This window comes from Mycobacterium conspicuum (genome assembly GCF_010730195.1).
Lineage (GTDB): Bacteria > Actinomycetota > Actinomycetes > Mycobacteriales > Mycobacteriaceae > Mycobacterium > Mycobacterium conspicuum.
On record NZ_AP022613.1, the window covers coordinates 2,764,052 to 2,778,643 of the forward strand.

14 protein-coding genes and 1 pseudogene are annotated in these 14,592 nt (G+C 67.1%); 6 read left to right on the forward strand and 9 right to left on the reverse strand.

Annotated features, from left to right (window positions below; genetic code table 11):
* Nucleotides 1–6: 6 nt before the first annotated feature.
* The 7 genes from G6N66_RS12835 to G6N66_RS12865 all read right to left on the reverse strand — a co-directional run bounded on the left by G6N66_RS12835 (nt 7) and on the right by G6N66_RS12865 (nt 5,960).
* Entirely contained in the window at nt 7–948 is a 942-nt protein-coding gene (locus G6N66_RS12835; protein WP_085236472.1) for an SDR family oxidoreductase, read from the reverse strand.
* Nucleotides 949–960: 12 nt separating this feature from the next.
* Nucleotides 961–2,190: a cytochrome P450 gene (locus tag G6N66_RS12840; RefSeq protein WP_085236560.1), complete on the reverse strand. Its 1,230-nt coding sequence runs from the start codon at nt 2,188–2,190 to the stop codon at nt 961–963.
* A 13-nt stretch (nt 2,191–2,203) separates the two neighbouring features.
* Nucleotides 2,204–2,848: a TetR/AcrR family transcriptional regulator gene (locus tag G6N66_RS12845; protein WP_276012844.1), complete on the reverse strand. Its 645-nt coding sequence runs from the start codon at nt 2,846–2,848 to the stop codon at nt 2,204–2,206.
* A gap of 138 nt (nt 2,849–2,986) precedes the next feature.
* Nucleotides 2,987–3,787: an SDR family NAD(P)-dependent oxidoreductase gene (locus G6N66_RS12850; protein ID WP_085236561.1), complete on the reverse strand. Its 801-nt coding sequence runs from the start codon at nt 3,785–3,787 to the stop codon at nt 2,987–2,989.
* A gap of 79 nt (nt 3,788–3,866) precedes the next feature.
* Nucleotides 3,867–4,727 carry a DUF4344 domain-containing metallopeptidase gene (locus tag G6N66_RS12855; RefSeq protein ID WP_139825537.1) on the reverse strand — a complete coding sequence of 287 codons (861 nt, stop codon included), beginning with the start codon at nt 4,725–4,727 and terminating at the stop codon, nt 3,867–3,869.
* A 105-nt stretch (nt 4,728–4,832) separates the two neighbouring features.
* Complete coding sequence (locus G6N66_RS12860; protein WP_232079290.1) at nt 4,833–5,228, reverse strand: hypothetical protein; 396 nt, start codon at nt 5,226–5,228, stop codon at nt 4,833–4,835.
* Nucleotides 5,229–5,330: 102 nt separating this feature from the next.
* Entirely contained in the window at nt 5,331–5,960 is a 630-nt protein-coding gene (locus G6N66_RS12865; protein WP_085236562.1) for a hypothetical protein, read from the reverse strand.
* 177 nt (nt 5,961–6,137) lie between these two features.
* Between G6N66_RS12865 and G6N66_RS12870 the strand changes: the two genes are divergently transcribed.
* From G6N66_RS12870 to G6N66_RS29510, 5 genes and pseudogenes are all read left to right on the forward strand, one after another.
* Nucleotides 6,138–7,010: an SDR family NAD(P)-dependent oxidoreductase gene (locus tag G6N66_RS12870; RefSeq protein WP_085236478.1), complete on the forward strand. Its 873-nt coding sequence runs from the start codon at nt 6,138–6,140 to the stop codon at nt 7,008–7,010.
* A gap of 137 nt (nt 7,011–7,147) precedes the next feature.
* Nucleotides 7,148–8,329: an FAD-dependent oxidoreductase gene (locus G6N66_RS12875; RefSeq protein WP_085236480.1), complete on the forward strand. Its 1,182-nt coding sequence runs from the start codon at nt 7,148–7,150 to the stop codon at nt 8,327–8,329.
* Between the two features lie 56 nt (nt 8,330–8,385).
* On the forward strand, nt 8,386–8,955 hold the full coding sequence (locus tag G6N66_RS12880) for a DUF4389 domain-containing protein (RefSeq protein ID WP_085236563.1): 570 nt from the start codon (nt 8,386–8,388) through the stop codon (nt 8,953–8,955).
* Nucleotides 8,952–9,575 (forward strand): class I SAM-dependent methyltransferase, encoded by a 624-nt coding sequence (locus G6N66_RS12885; protein ID WP_085236482.1) that lies wholly within the window; start codon nt 8,952–8,954, stop codon nt 9,573–9,575. Before G6N66_RS12880 ends, G6N66_RS12885 begins: the two co-directional genes overlap by 4 nt.
* Before the next feature lie 78 nt (nt 9,576–9,653).
* Nucleotides 9,654–10,196: pseudogene (locus G6N66_RS29510) on the forward strand (PPE family protein); the annotation flags it as partial.
* Nucleotides 10,197–10,518: 322 nt separating this feature from the next.
* Here G6N66_RS29510 and G6N66_RS12895 read toward each other — a convergent pair.
* Both G6N66_RS12895 and G6N66_RS12900 read right to left on the reverse strand, forming a co-directional pair.
* Nucleotides 10,519–13,041, reverse strand: a complete 2,523-nt coding sequence (locus G6N66_RS12895; protein ID WP_085236486.1) for an ABC transporter permease — start codon at nt 13,039–13,041, stop codon at nt 10,519–10,521.
* Nucleotides 13,038–13,736 (reverse strand): ABC transporter ATP-binding protein, encoded by a 699-nt coding sequence (locus G6N66_RS12900; RefSeq protein ID WP_085236565.1) that lies wholly within the window; start codon nt 13,734–13,736, stop codon nt 13,038–13,040. The genes G6N66_RS12895 and G6N66_RS12900 overlap by 4 nt, the downstream gene beginning before the upstream one ends.
* Nucleotides 13,737–13,904: 168 nt before the next feature.
* Between G6N66_RS12900 and G6N66_RS12905 the strand changes: the two genes are divergently transcribed.
* Nucleotides 13,905–14,585: a cutinase family protein gene (locus tag G6N66_RS12905; RefSeq protein WP_139825538.1), complete on the forward strand. Its 681-nt coding sequence runs from the start codon at nt 13,905–13,907 to the stop codon at nt 14,583–14,585.
* Nucleotides 14,586–14,592 lie beyond the last annotated feature (7 nt).

Genomic DNA, 14,592 nt, shown 5'->3' on the forward strand with positions numbered 1-14,592 from the left:
TTCTGATCAATCGTCGGTGACACCGGTGAGTTGTTCGGACCGCTGCCACAGCCGCTCCCTGTCGGGTTCACTTCGGGCCAAGCGGGGGACACCCGCGAATGTGACTCCGCCGCCTGCGGTTTCGTAGAAGCCGCGCGGACCGTAGTAGCGGCCGCCCTCGGCGTCCGGCGACACCGCGGCATACAGCGTGGGCTTGATGCCTTCGTCGACGTCAAGCCACATAAACGGCAGCAGCCGCCAGGTCAGTTGGGTGAGCCGGGCCTGCAGCGTGGGCTTGGCGCGGCCGTAGGACGCGCCGCTGAGCAGGTTCGTCTTGCTCAGCCCGGGGTGCGCGGCGTTCGATATCAGCCCCCAGCCGCGGTCGCGGCTGCGGCGGTCCAACTCCATCGCGAACATCAGCTGCGCCAGTTTCGCCACGCCGTAGCAGCGCATCGGTTTATAGCCGTCTTGCGCGTTGGGATCATTGAAGTCGAGATTCCGCTGCCCCGCGGCGATGCTGCTGACGGTGACCACCCGCGCGCGCTCGGCGGCGCGCAGCAGCGGCAGCAGGTGACCGGTCAACGCGAAGTGCCCGAGGTGGTTTGCGCCGAACTGCAATTCGAAGCCGTCATCGGTTTCCTGGCGCTGCGGGGGCGTCATGACCCCGGCGTTGTTGATGAGGATGTCGATCGGGCGGCCGTCGGCGACCAGCTCGTCACCGAGCGCGGCCACGCTCTTCAGCGACGACAAGTCGAGCTGTCGGATGGTCAGCCTGGCCGACGGCTGCTCGCGGCGGATCTCGGCGATCGCGGCCTCGCCCTTGGCCCGGTTGCGAATCGCCATCACCACGTCGGCACCCGCGCCCGCAAGGCTTTTCGCCAAACCGAAGCCAAGGCCGCTGTTGGCCCCCGTCACGACGGCGAATCTGCCGGACAGGTCGGGCACGTCCAGCGTCAGGTCGGGTTTCACGTTAGACAAAACTCACCAAGTGACGGGCAGCTCGTAGACGCCATAGGCCAACGTGTCGTGCTTGAACGGAAGCTCCTCGACCGGCACCGCCAGGCGCAGCGTGGGGATGCGGCGGAACAACGTGGGCAGCGCGATCTGTAATTCCATGCGGGCCAACTGTTGTCCCACGCATTGGTGGCGGCCGTAGCCGAATCCGACGTGGGCGCCGTCCTCGCGGCGCAGGTCCAGCCGGTCGGGGTTGGGGAATTGGCGGGGATCCCAGTTCGCCGGCGCGACGTCGAGGATGATGCCCTCGCCGGCCTTGATGGTTTCGCCGCCGACTTCGATGTCTTCGATGGCGATGCGACGCTGACCGGTTTGGATGATGCTCAGATACCGCATCAATTCCTCCACCGCGGCCGCGATCACCTTGGGATCGTCAGCGTCGCGGATGAGCGCGAGCTGGTCGGGATGTTCGAGCAGGGCCGCGATGCTCAGGCTGATCATGTTGGCGGTGGTCTCGTGCCCGGCGATCAGCACGCCCAGCGCCAGCTGGGTGGCCTCCCGCACGCTGAGCTCTTCGGCGTTCACCCGCTCGGCAAGGTCGGACACCAGGTCCTCGGACGGGCTTTGCATCTTGGTGCGAATCAGGTTGGCGATGTATTTCGCCAGCGACGCGGCACCCTGCGCCGTGTCCTCCTCGGTTGCGTTGCGGGCCGTGCCGCGTTGCGCCTGCTCCTGGAAGAAGTCCGCGTCTTCGTAGGGCACGCCCAACATCTCGCTGATCACCAGCGAGGGGATGGGCAGCGCGAAGGTGCTGACGACGTCGCCGGGTTTGGGGCCGGCCAAAAGGGCGTCGACCCGATCGTCGGCGATCTTCTGTACCGCTGGGCGCAGGCCTTCGACGCGCTTGAACGTGAACGGTTTTGACAGCATCCGGCGGAACCGGGTGTGCTCCTCGGCATCGGACGTGAAGACCGACCGGGGCCGCTTGTGCACCGTCGCCAGCATGCCCTCGTTCCAGTGCGGATAGCCGGGCAGCCGGTCGTCGACGCTGGTGCGCGAGTCGGTGAACAGCGCGCGAATGGCGTCGTAGCCGTGGATCAGCCACGGGGTGCTGCCGTCCCAGATGCGGACCCGGCTCAATTGTTTGGTGTCGTTGAGCTCCAACACCTTTGGCGGGGGAGCGAACGGGCAGTCCGGCGCGCGCGTCATCGGAAACTCCGGTACGTCGGTGGTGGTACCGGTCGAGATGTCGGTCATCGTGCTCCTTTTTCTAGTCGCCCGCGGCGCCCACATGGATGGGCGCGCGCCACAGTCCGACAATCGCGTCGATCAGTCCCTCGCCGGCCACCGGCCATGGGGAGCGCCGCGATCCGTGCTCGGCCAGCGCCCCCTCGTGTTCGGCGCATGTGTGCATCAGCAGGTTGCGTGCCATCACGCCGCGCTCGGAGCGGACGCGCCTGGGCAGGTTGGGCAGGCACCGGTTGATCCCGTCGATCGTCTGCACCAGCCGCGGCGACGCGAGCGCATCCTTGGTGACGACCTGGCGGTAGGTGGGGTCGGCCATCGCCTGCGCGGCGAAGCGCGCATACCAGCTCGGCGTGCCCAGTGCCGCAAGGTGATCGGTGAGGGGGCGCACCAGCGTCCCGACCCAGTCGCGCAGCTCGGTGGAATCGCCGATGTCGGCAAGCATCCGTCCGCGCAGTTCCTCGATCGGCTCGCGGTGCTTGGCTTCGATTGCCCGCAGCAGGTCGGTGCGGGTGCCGAAGTGATAGCAGGCCGCGGCGTTGTTGCCCTGTCCGGCCGCTTCGCTGATCTGCCGGTTGGACACCGCGTACATGCCGCGCTCGGCGAACAGCCACTCCGCGGCGGTCAAGATCGCCTCTCGAGTGGTTGTCGATCGCTCGGAGCGAGCCATCCGCGCGGGTTTCACCGCCCCAGTGAACACCGCGGGCCCGATTAAATCAAGCAATTTATTTAATATTGGCGAGCGTGCGCAGTTGTACGCGTTGGCGCGGCGTGTCGCGTACAGACACGCACGCTCGCGGCTAAAGGGTCAGCCCCGGCGCGGTATTACCTTGCCGGCCGAGGTGCCGCCATCCACGGTCAAGACGATGCCGGTGATGTAGCGGGCCCGCTCGCTGGCCAGGTAGGCGACGGCCTCCGCGGCATCGTTCGGCGTGCCCTCGCGTGGCAGCGGCCGGTCGCCGCGCATCCGGTCTCGGATCGCTCGTTCGTATTGTTCGAGTTCCTCGGGACTCTTGTCACGCGCCGACGACGCCAGCAGCGGGGTGGGGATGCTGCCGGGCGCGATCGCGTTGACACGAATGTCGTAGCGCGCCAACTCGATTGCCGCCGACTTGGTGAACTGAATCACCGCGGCTTTCGACGCGCGATACGTCATCACGCCGCCGCCCGCCAACGTGCCGCCGATCGAGCTCATGTTGATGATGGATCCGCCGCCGTGGTCGGCCATGTGTCGTGCGGCGAATTTGGTTCCGGCCATCACGCCCAGCACGTTGACGCCCATGACGCGGTGAAAGTCGGACAGGTCGTCGTCCAGCAGGCTGCGCAGGGGACTGGACACGGCGGCGTTGTTGACCATGATGTCCAGCCCGCCGAAGCCGTCGATGGTGCGCTCGACCAACGCCGCGACCTGCTCCGGGTCGGACACATCGGCCAGGTCAAACCGGGCCCGGGCGCCCAGCGCGCGGGCCAACTCGGTGCCGTCGGCCTCCCGCACGTCGGCGATGACGACCGACGCGCCCCGTTGATGCAGTGTTTCGACGGTCGCCTGCCCGAGCCCGGACGCTCCGCCGGTGACGATCGCTACCTTGCCCTCGAAGTCGTGTTCCACCAGGCGCACTCTACATCTCTAGAGTTGCGGCGAGAACCCGGTGCCGTGTGATCGGCGAATCTTCAAGCGGCAGAACGGGTCAGTTGGGCTTGCGGACATGCGTCCCGAGCAGTTGCTGCCACCCTCGGGTCATGTTCGCGTACTCGTCTTCGCAGTTGCCCGCCCGGTCCTCCGGCAGGTCTCCGGATTGCACGATGCCGGCGTTTGCCGCCGGGTCTGCCCCATAGATCCAGCACTCCCAGTTGTACATCCGCTGGATGTCCATCGGGTGTCCGTCCCAAAACGGGAGCTCGTTGGCGTCGCCGGCCTCTTTCGAACTCAGCTTCCACTCCAGGGCGGTGTTCGTCGCGATACGGACACCGTCGGGATATTTCTTTCCGTCGGCGCCGGGGGTGAGCAGCATGAAGGCGGAGAGTTGATCGGCCACATCCTCCTCGCGTCCGGTGAACGCCAGGTCGTAGATGTTGAGCGTGGCGTGACCGAGCTCGTGGTAGGCCGCGGAGGTTGCTTCATCGACGGCGGGCGTTGCAGGCTCGGGACCACCGCGTTCCGCAGCGAGCTTTTCGGCGTGTTCCCTTGCCTCATAACAGAGTTCGATCGAAGTGGTGCTGGGGTCGTAGAAATCGTTGACCGTATTGCACTGCTTGGCAACGAGGCCCAAGTCGTTCGGCAGCAGCAAGGTGTCCTCGATGTGCTGAGCGAGTTGCTCCAGCACCTTGGCGTCCTGCATGATCTGGCGGCCCCGCTGCGCCTCGGGTGTTTCGGCATCCTCGTAGCGGATGACGACGCGTCCCGACGGGGCCGTGGATGTCGTCGACGCGGCCTGCTTCGATGGCTGCGCTCCAGACGTCGTGGTGTCGGCATGCTGGGTGACGGACCCGCCGCATCCGGCTGTCAGCAGCACGGCACACGCCGCAACAACGGTGGTCGGTCCCTTCACGACGAAATTCCCCCTCCGGCATCGCCCCATGTCCCACGGCGAGATGTGCGCGATCCCAGAACGGTACGACACTTCGGCCGCCCTGGTCGGCGAAATCGCGCGGGCTTATCCGACGTGCGGTCGGTTTGATGCGCGTGCCCAGCCGATATAGGTCAGGTACGCGCCGACCATTGCGATCACGACGAAGCCGCACTGCCACCAGATGCTGGGTTCGACGGCGGAGTTGACGGCCGAGATGTAGGTCTGCGGAAGGGCGAGTAGCGATACCCCTTTTGCGACGGTCATCCATCCCAAAAGCGACACGGTAGTCGCCGCGATGCCGCGCCAGTACCGATGGAGCGCCACCACGACCAAGCCGCTCAGCAGGATGAACGCGCCAGTAACGTAGGCCCACGCCGGACTTGCGCCGAATTGTGAAGCCAGCGCACGCATCTCCGACGCGCGCGCGATGGTCGTGAGGGTGACGATGACGAGGTAGGGGCCGAGCACGCGGGCGAACATGCGCGTCCGGTATTCGGACCGTGGTGAAGTGCTCATGGCGCTATTCGACGCTGTGACGTCAGCCTGGCACTAGGGACGGAAGTCCTTCACGCGATCGGGGCGTCAGCCGCCGAGCCCCTTCTTGACGGCCGCGTCCTGCTTTTGACCGACGTCGGTGAGGAAGTCCGGCGGCGGCAGCATGCCGGGCGGGCCGTCGAATTGCAACGTGACCAGTGCCCTGCCCTCGGTGAAGAGCAACACGGTGATCCCCTTGTTGCCGTCGGGCGAGTTGCCCGAGACGAGGGTTCCGTCGGTGCCGATGTCTTTGGCCGGTTCGGTTTGGGGTTGTTTGATGATGTTGCCCTGCCCCGTCTTTGCCGCGTTCAGCGCGGCGGTGGCCGCGGCGGGGTCGGCCAGCACCTGGATCGTGTCGTGAATGACGTGGTTGCTGTCGGAGGTGCTGAAGGTCGTCGCGACGCCCGGTTGTCCGTTCGGGTTGTTGACCGGCGGAGTGCCGGTGAATGCTTCGGGCGCCTTGATGTCGGCCGCCTGGATTAGCAGCCCGGTGTAGTCGTTGGGCTGTGCCGGGGCGGACGAAGCCGACGGGGCCGCACTAGAGCTGGGCGCGCTCGTGGCCGAGGTTGCCGAGCCCGACCGTGACGGCGCGGACGTTTTGCTGCCGCAGCCGGCCACCGCGGCCGTCAGCGTCGTCGCGGCGACCACGCCGGCGAGCACCGTTTGGGAAATCCTCATCGCACCCATGCTCCTCGCAGTGAACGCTTGGGCGAGTGACCCAAGCAGCGCTTCATAACCCGAAACGCACAGTACATCGCGTCCCGCGCGCCCGGTGGTTCGCCTTGTAGCGCGGGACCCCGCGCCGGTAGCCTCCGCTCTGATCGCCACCCCACTCGCCCGCGCAGGAGGTCATCAATGAGCCAGCACCTCCTGGCCGGGCGTGGTGCGGTGGTGACGGGAGGCAGCCGCGGCGTCGGTCGCGCGGTCGCCGAGCTGCTCGGTCGCTTGGGCGCCGGAGTGGTGGTCAATGGGCGCGATCCGGACCCCGTGCAGGAAACCGTCGCCGCGATCAGCGCGTCGGGCGGGCGAGCCATCGCGGTCGCCGGAGCGGCCAACGACGCGCATATCGCCGCGACGCTGATCGAAGAATGCGTGAATGCCTTTGGGCGGTTGGACGTGCTGATCAACTGCGCGGGCATAGCCGAGCCGCCCCAAGCCTCGATCTTGAACATCTCACCGGAGGATTTCGATCACCTGATCGGCGCCCACCTCGGCACCGCGTTTCACACCTGCCGCGTCGCGGCGCCGGTGATGGCCGCGCAGGGGTCCGGGTCGATCATCAACACCAGCTCCATCGCGTTCCTCGGCGACTACGGCGGCACCGGCTACCCCGCGGGCAAGGGCGCCGTCAACGGGCTGACCATGGCGATCGCCGCGGAGCTGAGGCCGTCCGGGGTGCGGGCCAACGTGGTATGTCCCGGCGCCAAGACGCGGCTGTCCACCGGGCCCGACTACGAGGAGCAAATCGAAAGCCTGTACCGGCGCGGAATCCTGGACGAGGCGACCAAGCAGGTCTCGCTGGACGCACCTCCCGCCCGCTTTGCCGCCCCGATCTACGCGTATCTGGCCAGCGACCTGGCAACGGACATCACGGGTCAAATATTCGTCGCAGCAGGCGGATTCGTCGGGCGCTTCGATCGGCCGACGCCGCAGGTGCTGGCGTACCGCGACCATCATGACGCCGAACCGTGGTCGGTCGAGGACCTGCACACGATGATCGCCCCATGAACTGATTCGCGGCCGATTACGTATCCACAGGCGTGGACGGCCGGTGTGAGTGTGCGCAGTTGTACCCGGTTGGCGGTGTGTCGCCGCACAGACACGCACGCTCGCGGGAAAGGGGCCCGCGGGAACGGGGGCTGCGGGTGTTGGTCGTCGGGGCCGGGGTGAGCGGCATTTCGGTGGCCCGCGGGCTGCTGCGCGACGGGCACGACGTCAGCGTTTTCGATCAGCGGTCGGACATCCAGGCGGGCGGTGGCGCCGTCACCATCTGGTCCAACGGCGCGACGGTTCTTGGCCAGCTCGGAGTCGACATGGACGGCGCGGGCCAACTCCTGTCCAGCGTGCGCGTGCTGACCTCGACGGGCCGCCGCCTGGCCACCCTGGACGTGACCGCGATGGTAAACCGGCTGGGCGCACCCGTCCGGATGGTCCCGCGGCGTGATCTGCTGGAAAGGCTGCTGGACGGATTCCCGACGGAGCGCATCCACTGCAACGCCCGCGTGGTGGCCGTGCGCAGCGCCCCCGATGCCGTGCGGGTCGAGTTCCAAAACGGCAGCACCGCCGAAGGAGACGTCGTAATCGGCGCGGACGGTCTGCATTCGGTGGTTCGGGATATCGTCGGCGCGCGCGAGGCGCAACCGACCGGCTGGTGTAGTTGGCAGGGCCTGGTGACGCTTCCCGGCCTTGCGGACCAGGCCGACTCGGACGTCGCGACGATCATCATCGGCGAACGCGGGAACACCGGGCTGTGGCCGGCGGGCGGTTCCCGGATGCAGTGGTGGTTCGACCTGCCATGGTCCTATGGCTACGTCAGGCCCGACAATCCGATCGAGTTGATTCGGGCCAACTTCACCGGCTGGTCCGATGCGGTGGACCGCGTGCTCGTCACGCTGACCGATGAGGATCTCGCCCCGTCGCCGTTCCCGCACTTTCGGCACCCGATACCCCAGCGGGGCAGGGGTCCGGTGACGCTGCTCGGCGATGCCGCACACACGATGCCGCCCACCATGGCCCAGGGCACCAATCAGGCGTTGCTCGACACGATGGTGCTGTGCGAGGCGCTGTCCGATCCGTCACGACATCCCTCGAGCGCGTTGCGTTGGTACGAGAAGACCAGGCGCCGCAACGTCTCCGCCGTGTCACGGTTGGCGTCGCTGCAGGTCGCTCACGGCGAGGCCGCGCTCAGGCCGGCGTCGTTCCTCTCGGACCGGCTGCACACCCGGGCGCTGACCGCGTTCCTGCGTTGGACGAGTCATCACCGGCTGGCCGCCGAGATCAACGCCGAGCTCCGCACCGCAGCGTCCGTCGCGTGTGGCAGGCAGTGAACGCGGCGGCGCGATCAGGTCTGCATCCGGTGACCACCCGGGACGAGCCGATGCGGGTGCAATGCGATCTCGACGCGCCCTCGCGCTGGCTCTGGCTCGTCAAATGGTGCGCATTGGCCGCGCCGCACTACCCGATCTTGACCTTCCTGTACCTGGTGTATCCGCTGACGACAGTGGTTGCCGGCATCGCAATCTTGTTCACCGGTCGATACCCGCATCGCCTCTTTTCCTTCAATGTCGGGGTGCTGCGCTGGTCGTGGCGGGTGATGAACTACCGATTTCCGATGAACAGCACCGACAGGTACCCGCCCTTCACGCTGGCCGATCGACCGTTCTATCCGGGCCGACTCGAAGTCGACTATCCAGAGCGGCTGAACAACTGGGCCGTGTTGGTGAAGTGGTGGTTGCTTGCGCTTCCGCAGATTCTGCTCTGCTGGGCGATGGAGCCGCTGCTGCAAGTTCTTTGCGTTTTCTCGGCGGTGTGGCTGCTATGCACAGGGACGACCCATCCCGGCATGTTCGATCTCTTGCTGGGCATCGTGCGATGGCGATACCGGGTAGCGGTGTACGTGTCGTTGATGCGTGACGAATATCCGCCATTCCAACTGGATCTAGGTGACCGATAACGCGCGCAAATCCGTTGTTTCCCTACGTGTATCGGTACGGCCAGGCCGTATTCGACCGGCTCTTCTATAGCCGGTACCGCCGAACCGCACTGGCCCATGCGACGGGCCGATTGCTCATGGTCGGCCTCGGACCGGGCACCGACCTGAAGTTCGTCCCTGAAGCGGTGACGTCCGTCGCGGCGATCGAGCCGGTCGCCGCGTTTCGGCGCATGGCGTTTCGTCTTGCCCTGCGCCACGGCGTCGCAGCCGACATCGTCGACGGAACGGGCGAATCAATTCCCTTCCCGGACAACAGTTTCAACTCCGTCCACATCGGGCTGGTGCTGTGTTCGGTCGACGATGTCGCCGCGACGCTGCGGGAAATCCGACGCGTACTGAGACCGGGCGGCAGGTTGGTCGTCCTCGAACACGTTCGCGGCGAGGGCGCGACGGGTCGGTTGCAGGATCTGGTGGCCAAGCCGTGGTCCTGGTTCACCGCCGGTTGTGAGCCGAACCGTCGCACCGTCGATTCCATTGCGGCGGCCGGCTTCGACACGACGGAGTTGCGCAGCATCCCACGGACTCCCGTGCCGTTCCCGTGCAAACCCCATCTGCAGGGCATCGCCATCGCCCGCGATTGAACCAATGAGCCGTCCCCGACGTCATTGGAGTGACCCATAGGTGTCACGGGGTTTTCCTGGGTGAGAAGGGGAGGGGTCATGAATTTTTCCGTGTTACCGCCGGAGGTGAATTCGGCGCGGATGTACGTCGGTGCAGGGTCGGGTCCGATGCTGGCGGCGGCGGCCGCCTGGGACGGGCTGGCGGCCGAATTGGGTTCGGCTGCAGCGTCGTTCGGCTCACTAATCTCGGGGCTGGCCGGCGGGTCGTGGCGGGGCGCCGCGTCTGCGGCGATGGCCGCAACGGCGGCACACTATGTGGGGTTTTTGGACGCGGCGGCGGCCCACGCCGGTGGGGCGGCCACCCAGGCCAAGGCGATCGCGAGCGCGTTCGAGGCAGCGCGGGCGGCCACGGTGCATCCGGCGATGGTCTCCGCCAACCGCATGCACCTCGTGTCGCTGGTGACCTCGAACCTGTTCGGGCAGAACGCGCCCGCCATCGCGGCGACCGAATCGCACTATGAGCAGATGTGGGCCCAGGATGTGGCCGCGATGGCGGGCTATCACGCCGGCGCGTCGGCTGCCGCGGCGCAGCTGGCGCCGTGGCAGCAGTCGCTGTACAACGTCGCGACCAAGCTCGCCGGCGTCCTGGGCCTGGCCCCGGTCACCAACCCGGTGCCCGGCGACCCGGACCTGATGAGTCAGGTCACCAAGATCGGTCCGGTAACGCTCACTGCGCTTGCGGATCCCGACGACCACAACTTCGTCGCGGAAAGCCTTTCCAGCCCGGTGTTCTCGTTAAGCGTGACTTCCGGGGCGGAATCCGCATTGGGTCTGGGTGCGCCCGGGAAGACGATCCTGGCATTCCAGAGTCCGGTCGCGCCGTTCTTGGACCATTCGATCGCCCTTCCCGTCACGGATCCGTTGGCTCCGGTATTCACCGCGCTGCTGCCCCTCGGCTTCTGAGCTATTCGACCGCTAGGGCCTCAATGATGTTGAGCCGCGCCGCGCGTCGCGCGGGTGGTACCGAACCCAGCAGGCTGATCGCCACCGCGCCGATGGTGAAGGCCACCGCCATCGGGCTTGGCTGGAAGCCGACGCGGAAGTTCATGGTGTCCCCGCTGATGAGGCTGAACAGCCACTGATCGGTCAGGCCGAACAGCAGACCCACCACACCACCGACGACGCCGATGCCGGCCGCCTCAGCGAGCACCATGCGCAGCGCGAACCGACGGGTGGATCCCATGGCCCGCAGCACACCAAGCTCGCGGCGCCGTTCAAGCACCGACAGCGTCAGCGTGTTGAGCAGCGCGACGGCCGCCACGACGACGACGATGATCCACACGGCATTGGCGATGAACATGCTCTGATGCATCGGTGCTTCGAGGCCTGCCAGCTCGGCGCGGCCGTCGTACACGTAGTTCGATGCGGGCACTACGCGCCGCACATCGGCCAGCAACTGGTGCGCGTCGGCCCCCGGCGCCGCGACGATCTGCAGCGTCGTCGTCACCGGGCGGTCAAACCAGGCGCGCATCTGATCGAGGCTCATTCCGACGGTGCCGATGACCGTGGAGAAATACGGCACGAGCGCCAGCACCGTCGCCTGCCGCGCGCCGTGCGGAGTTTGCATGCGCAGTAAGTCGCCGACCCGGACACCGAAAACCTTGCCCAAATTCTGCGTGAGCACCACACCGCGCCCGGCGAGCACGTCGGTGCGCGTCCGTTGGTCGAGCCCGTGATACAGGGGGTCAGCGGTCGCTGGGGAGAAGCCGTCGAGCATCACGCGTGTGCCGCCGACGACGGCGAAGCCGAAGGCGCCCTCGGTGACATGTGCCACGCCGCGCACGCCGGCTACCTTGGCGGAAAGGCCTTGCGGCAGAGCGTCGGTGGGATAGGTGTCGGGGGGAGTCGCGCTGACCCAGACGTCGGCATCGGCGGCCGAGGACATCACCGCCCGGGCCGAGCGAATCATGTCGTTGTTCGTCCCGGTGATCACCGCCGTGGTGAATACCGCGATCAACACCGTCATGGCCGTCGCCCACACGCGTCGGGGCGCCCGTTCGATGGTTGCGGCCGCGAGCGCGCCGACCACGCCGAACACTCGGGCCGTGGCGGCGGTGGCGGTGACAATCGGTGTGGCGAGCGCGAAGCCGAGCGCGACCTCGGCGCAGAAGACGGAATTCATCGCCACGAACGCCAACACGCCATGGTGGTAGAAAACCATTCTGACCGCCCCCGCGAACACCACGACGGCTCCGACGCCGCATGAGATCCGCAGCCATCGGGGCACGCGATCCGCGGCCGACACCCCCACGGGCGCCAACGCCTCGATCGGCGACACCTTGTACACCTGGCGCGCCGCCATCGCGGATGCCAGCACGCTGGTCAGCGTGGTGACCGCGATGGCCGCCGGTACCGCGTAGGCGGGCAGCCAATACTGCACGCGCGCTTCCAGTCCCTGGGTCAGCGCCGGTGGCAGTCGCCCGATGGCCGCGCGGCCCATCAGTAGTCCCAGGCCCGAACCGACGGCTCCGCCGATCACGCCGAGGATCGCGGCTTCGGCCAGCATGTCGCGGATGATCGTGACGCGCCGCGCGCCGATCGCGCGCAGCATCGAAATAACCGGTCTGCGTTGGGTGACCGCCATGGTCATCGCGGTGTAGATCAGGAAGGCGCCGACCACCAAGGCGACCCCGGCGCCCATCAGCGCCATGTAGTTCATCATCTTGACGCCGTCGCCGGCCCGCGCGGCCCGCATGCTCGGGTCGGCGACGACGGCCCGGCCGTTGACCGCGGCGGTGACGTCGGCGCGGACTTTGGCGAGGCCGGCTCCGGGTTTGGTGGTGATCAGAATCGAGTCGAGCTGACCCTGGCGTCCGGCGGCGTTCTGCGCCAGGGCAAGTGGCGCCAGGACGTAGTGCCCGCCGTTGAGGTCCGCAAGCCGCTTGCCGCCGAGCACCTCGGCGACCGTGACCTTTTGCGAGCCGAGTTGGAAGGTGTCGCCCTTCTTGCGGCCGATACCGGGCCCGACACGGACAAGACTCGCACCGCCCGGTTCGGGAGGCGCGGTCAACTGCTGTGCTGTGACAGCATCCTTCAGCGCGCCGCCTAGCGCGGCGATGTTCGCATCCGCCCCGAACAGCAGGACGGATCCCGTGGGCCCCGAAGTTATCGGCACCGACGTCCGGATCATCGGCACCGCGGCCGCGACACCCGGAACCGCTGCCACATTGGCCGTCACCGTGTCGGGAAATCCGGCGTCGGTGATACCCGACACCTCCAGCGCGGCCACGCCGGCGATCCCATCGGAGAGCCGATTGACCGATCCGCTGATCGATCCGAAGATGCCGAAGATCGCGACCAGATACATCGCCGACACCGCCATCACGGCGATCGAGGCCAGCGTGCGCCGACGATGCACGGCGAGTTCACGCAGGCTGAAGACGCGCAATCGGCTCGCGGCGGCGGTCACCGCCGAAGCCGCTCTCATCGCGCGAGCACCGACAGCTCGTCGGCGCCAACCCGCCCGTCCTGCAGCGTGATGATCCGATCGGTCGCGGCGGCCGCGTCGGCGTTGTGGGTCACCATGACCACCAGCCGGCCGCGGCCGGCTTCGTGGGCCACCTCGGCAAGCAGCGTCAAGATCGACGCCCCGGTTGCCGAATCCAGGTTGCCGGTCGGTTCGTCGGCCAGGATCAGCGGCGGGTCCATCATCAGTGCGCGGGCCACCGCGACACGCTGCATTTGTCCGCCGGACAGCTCCGCCGGTCGGTGTTCGGTCCGGTGGCCGAGCCCGACGCGGTCGAGGAGCCGAACCGCGTCGGCCTTGGCCTTACCCAGCCGGACACCATCGAGCAGCTTGGGGACCGCCACGTTCTCCCACGCCGACAGAGTCGGCAACAGGTTGAAGAACTGGAAGATGAAGCCGACCCGGTGATGGCGAAACGCCGACTGCTGCTCATCGCTGAGCCGGCCGATCTCTTGGCCGTCGAAGATGATCGATCCCGAATCGGGGGAGTCCAGTGCGCCGAGCAGGTGCAGCAGCGTGCTCTTGCCCGCGCCAGATGGTCCGACGATCGACGTGAATTGCCCACCTTCCAGCACCAAGTTGATTTCGTCGAGCGCACGTACCGGTTGACCGCCGACACGGTATTCGCGAACCACATCGCAAAGGTCGACGGTCAGCAGCTTGTGCTTGGGCCTATCGAGGGTGTCGATTCGTCCGAACATGATCCTCCCCGCCACCGATACGAGTTACACGGGGTAGGCTCCGGATCGGTTCGACATCCCCCGGACTCTCGCCGTCCGGACGAGCGCGGTTTGAGCGATTTGACGAGTGGGCATCATCGGAACGTGAACGCAACAGTTCTTAGATTGTGCGGCGCGGCGGCGCTCACCGCCGGCGCTCTGGTGACCGGGTCAGTTCCATTCGCAGCCGCGGCCCCGTCGGTGGCCGCCGGGGCGTGCCCCAACGTCGAAGTCGTGTTTGCCCGTGGCACCGGCGAGGCGCCCGGTGTGGGCTTCTTCGGGCAGGCGTTCGTCGACTCGCTGCGTTCGAAGATCGGCGGGAAGTCGTTGGGGGTTTATGGGGTCAACTACCCGGCGACCATGGATTTCCCCACCGCCATGGACGGTATCGACGACGCCGGCAACCATGTCGAGCAGATGGCGCAGAGCTGCCCCAACACCAAAATGGTGCTCGGCGGCTTTTCCCAGGGGGCGGCGGTCATGGGTTTCGTCACCTCGGCGGCGATCCCCGACGGGGCGCCCGCCGACGCGCCCAAGCCGATGCCGCCGGATGTCGCCAATCATGTGGCCGCAGTGGCCCTTTTCGGTACGCCGTCGAACGCGTTCATGAATCAGGTTGGTGCGCCGCCGATCGTGATCGGCCCGCTGTACGTGCCCAAGACCACGGAATTGTGCGCCGCGGGTGACCCGGTGTGCTCCGGCGGCGGGGACTGGGCAGCGCACAATTCCTATGCCGACAACGGCATGGTTGACCAGGCGGCCGCCTTCGCCGCCAGTCATTTGTAGCGTCGAA

Bases quoted from the DNA above. Each gene is read 5' to 3' on its own strand.
- G6N66_RS12865 (WP_085236562.1), bottom strand. From the start codon at position 5,960: ATGAGGATTTCCCAAACGGTGCTCGCCGGCGTGGTCGCCGCGACGACG.
- G6N66_RS12845 (WP_276012844.1), bottom strand. From the start codon at position 2,848: ATGGCTCGCTCCGAGCGATCGACAACCACTCGAGAGGCGATCTTGACC.
- G6N66_RS12840 (WP_085236560.1), bottom strand. From the start codon at position 2,190: ATGACCGACATCTCGACCGGTACCACCACCGACGTACCGGAGTTTCCG.
- G6N66_RS12870 (WP_085236478.1), top strand. From the start codon at position 6,138: ATGAGCCAGCACCTCCTGGCCGGGCGTGGTGCGGTGGTGACGGGAGGC.
- G6N66_RS12895 (WP_085236486.1), bottom strand. From the start codon at position 13,041: ATGAGAGCGGCTTCGGCGGTGACCGCCGCCGCGAGCCGATTGCGCGTC.
- G6N66_RS12860 (WP_232079290.1), bottom strand. From the start codon at position 5,228: ATGTTCGCCCGCGTGCTCGGCCCCTACCTCGTCATCGTCACCCTCACG.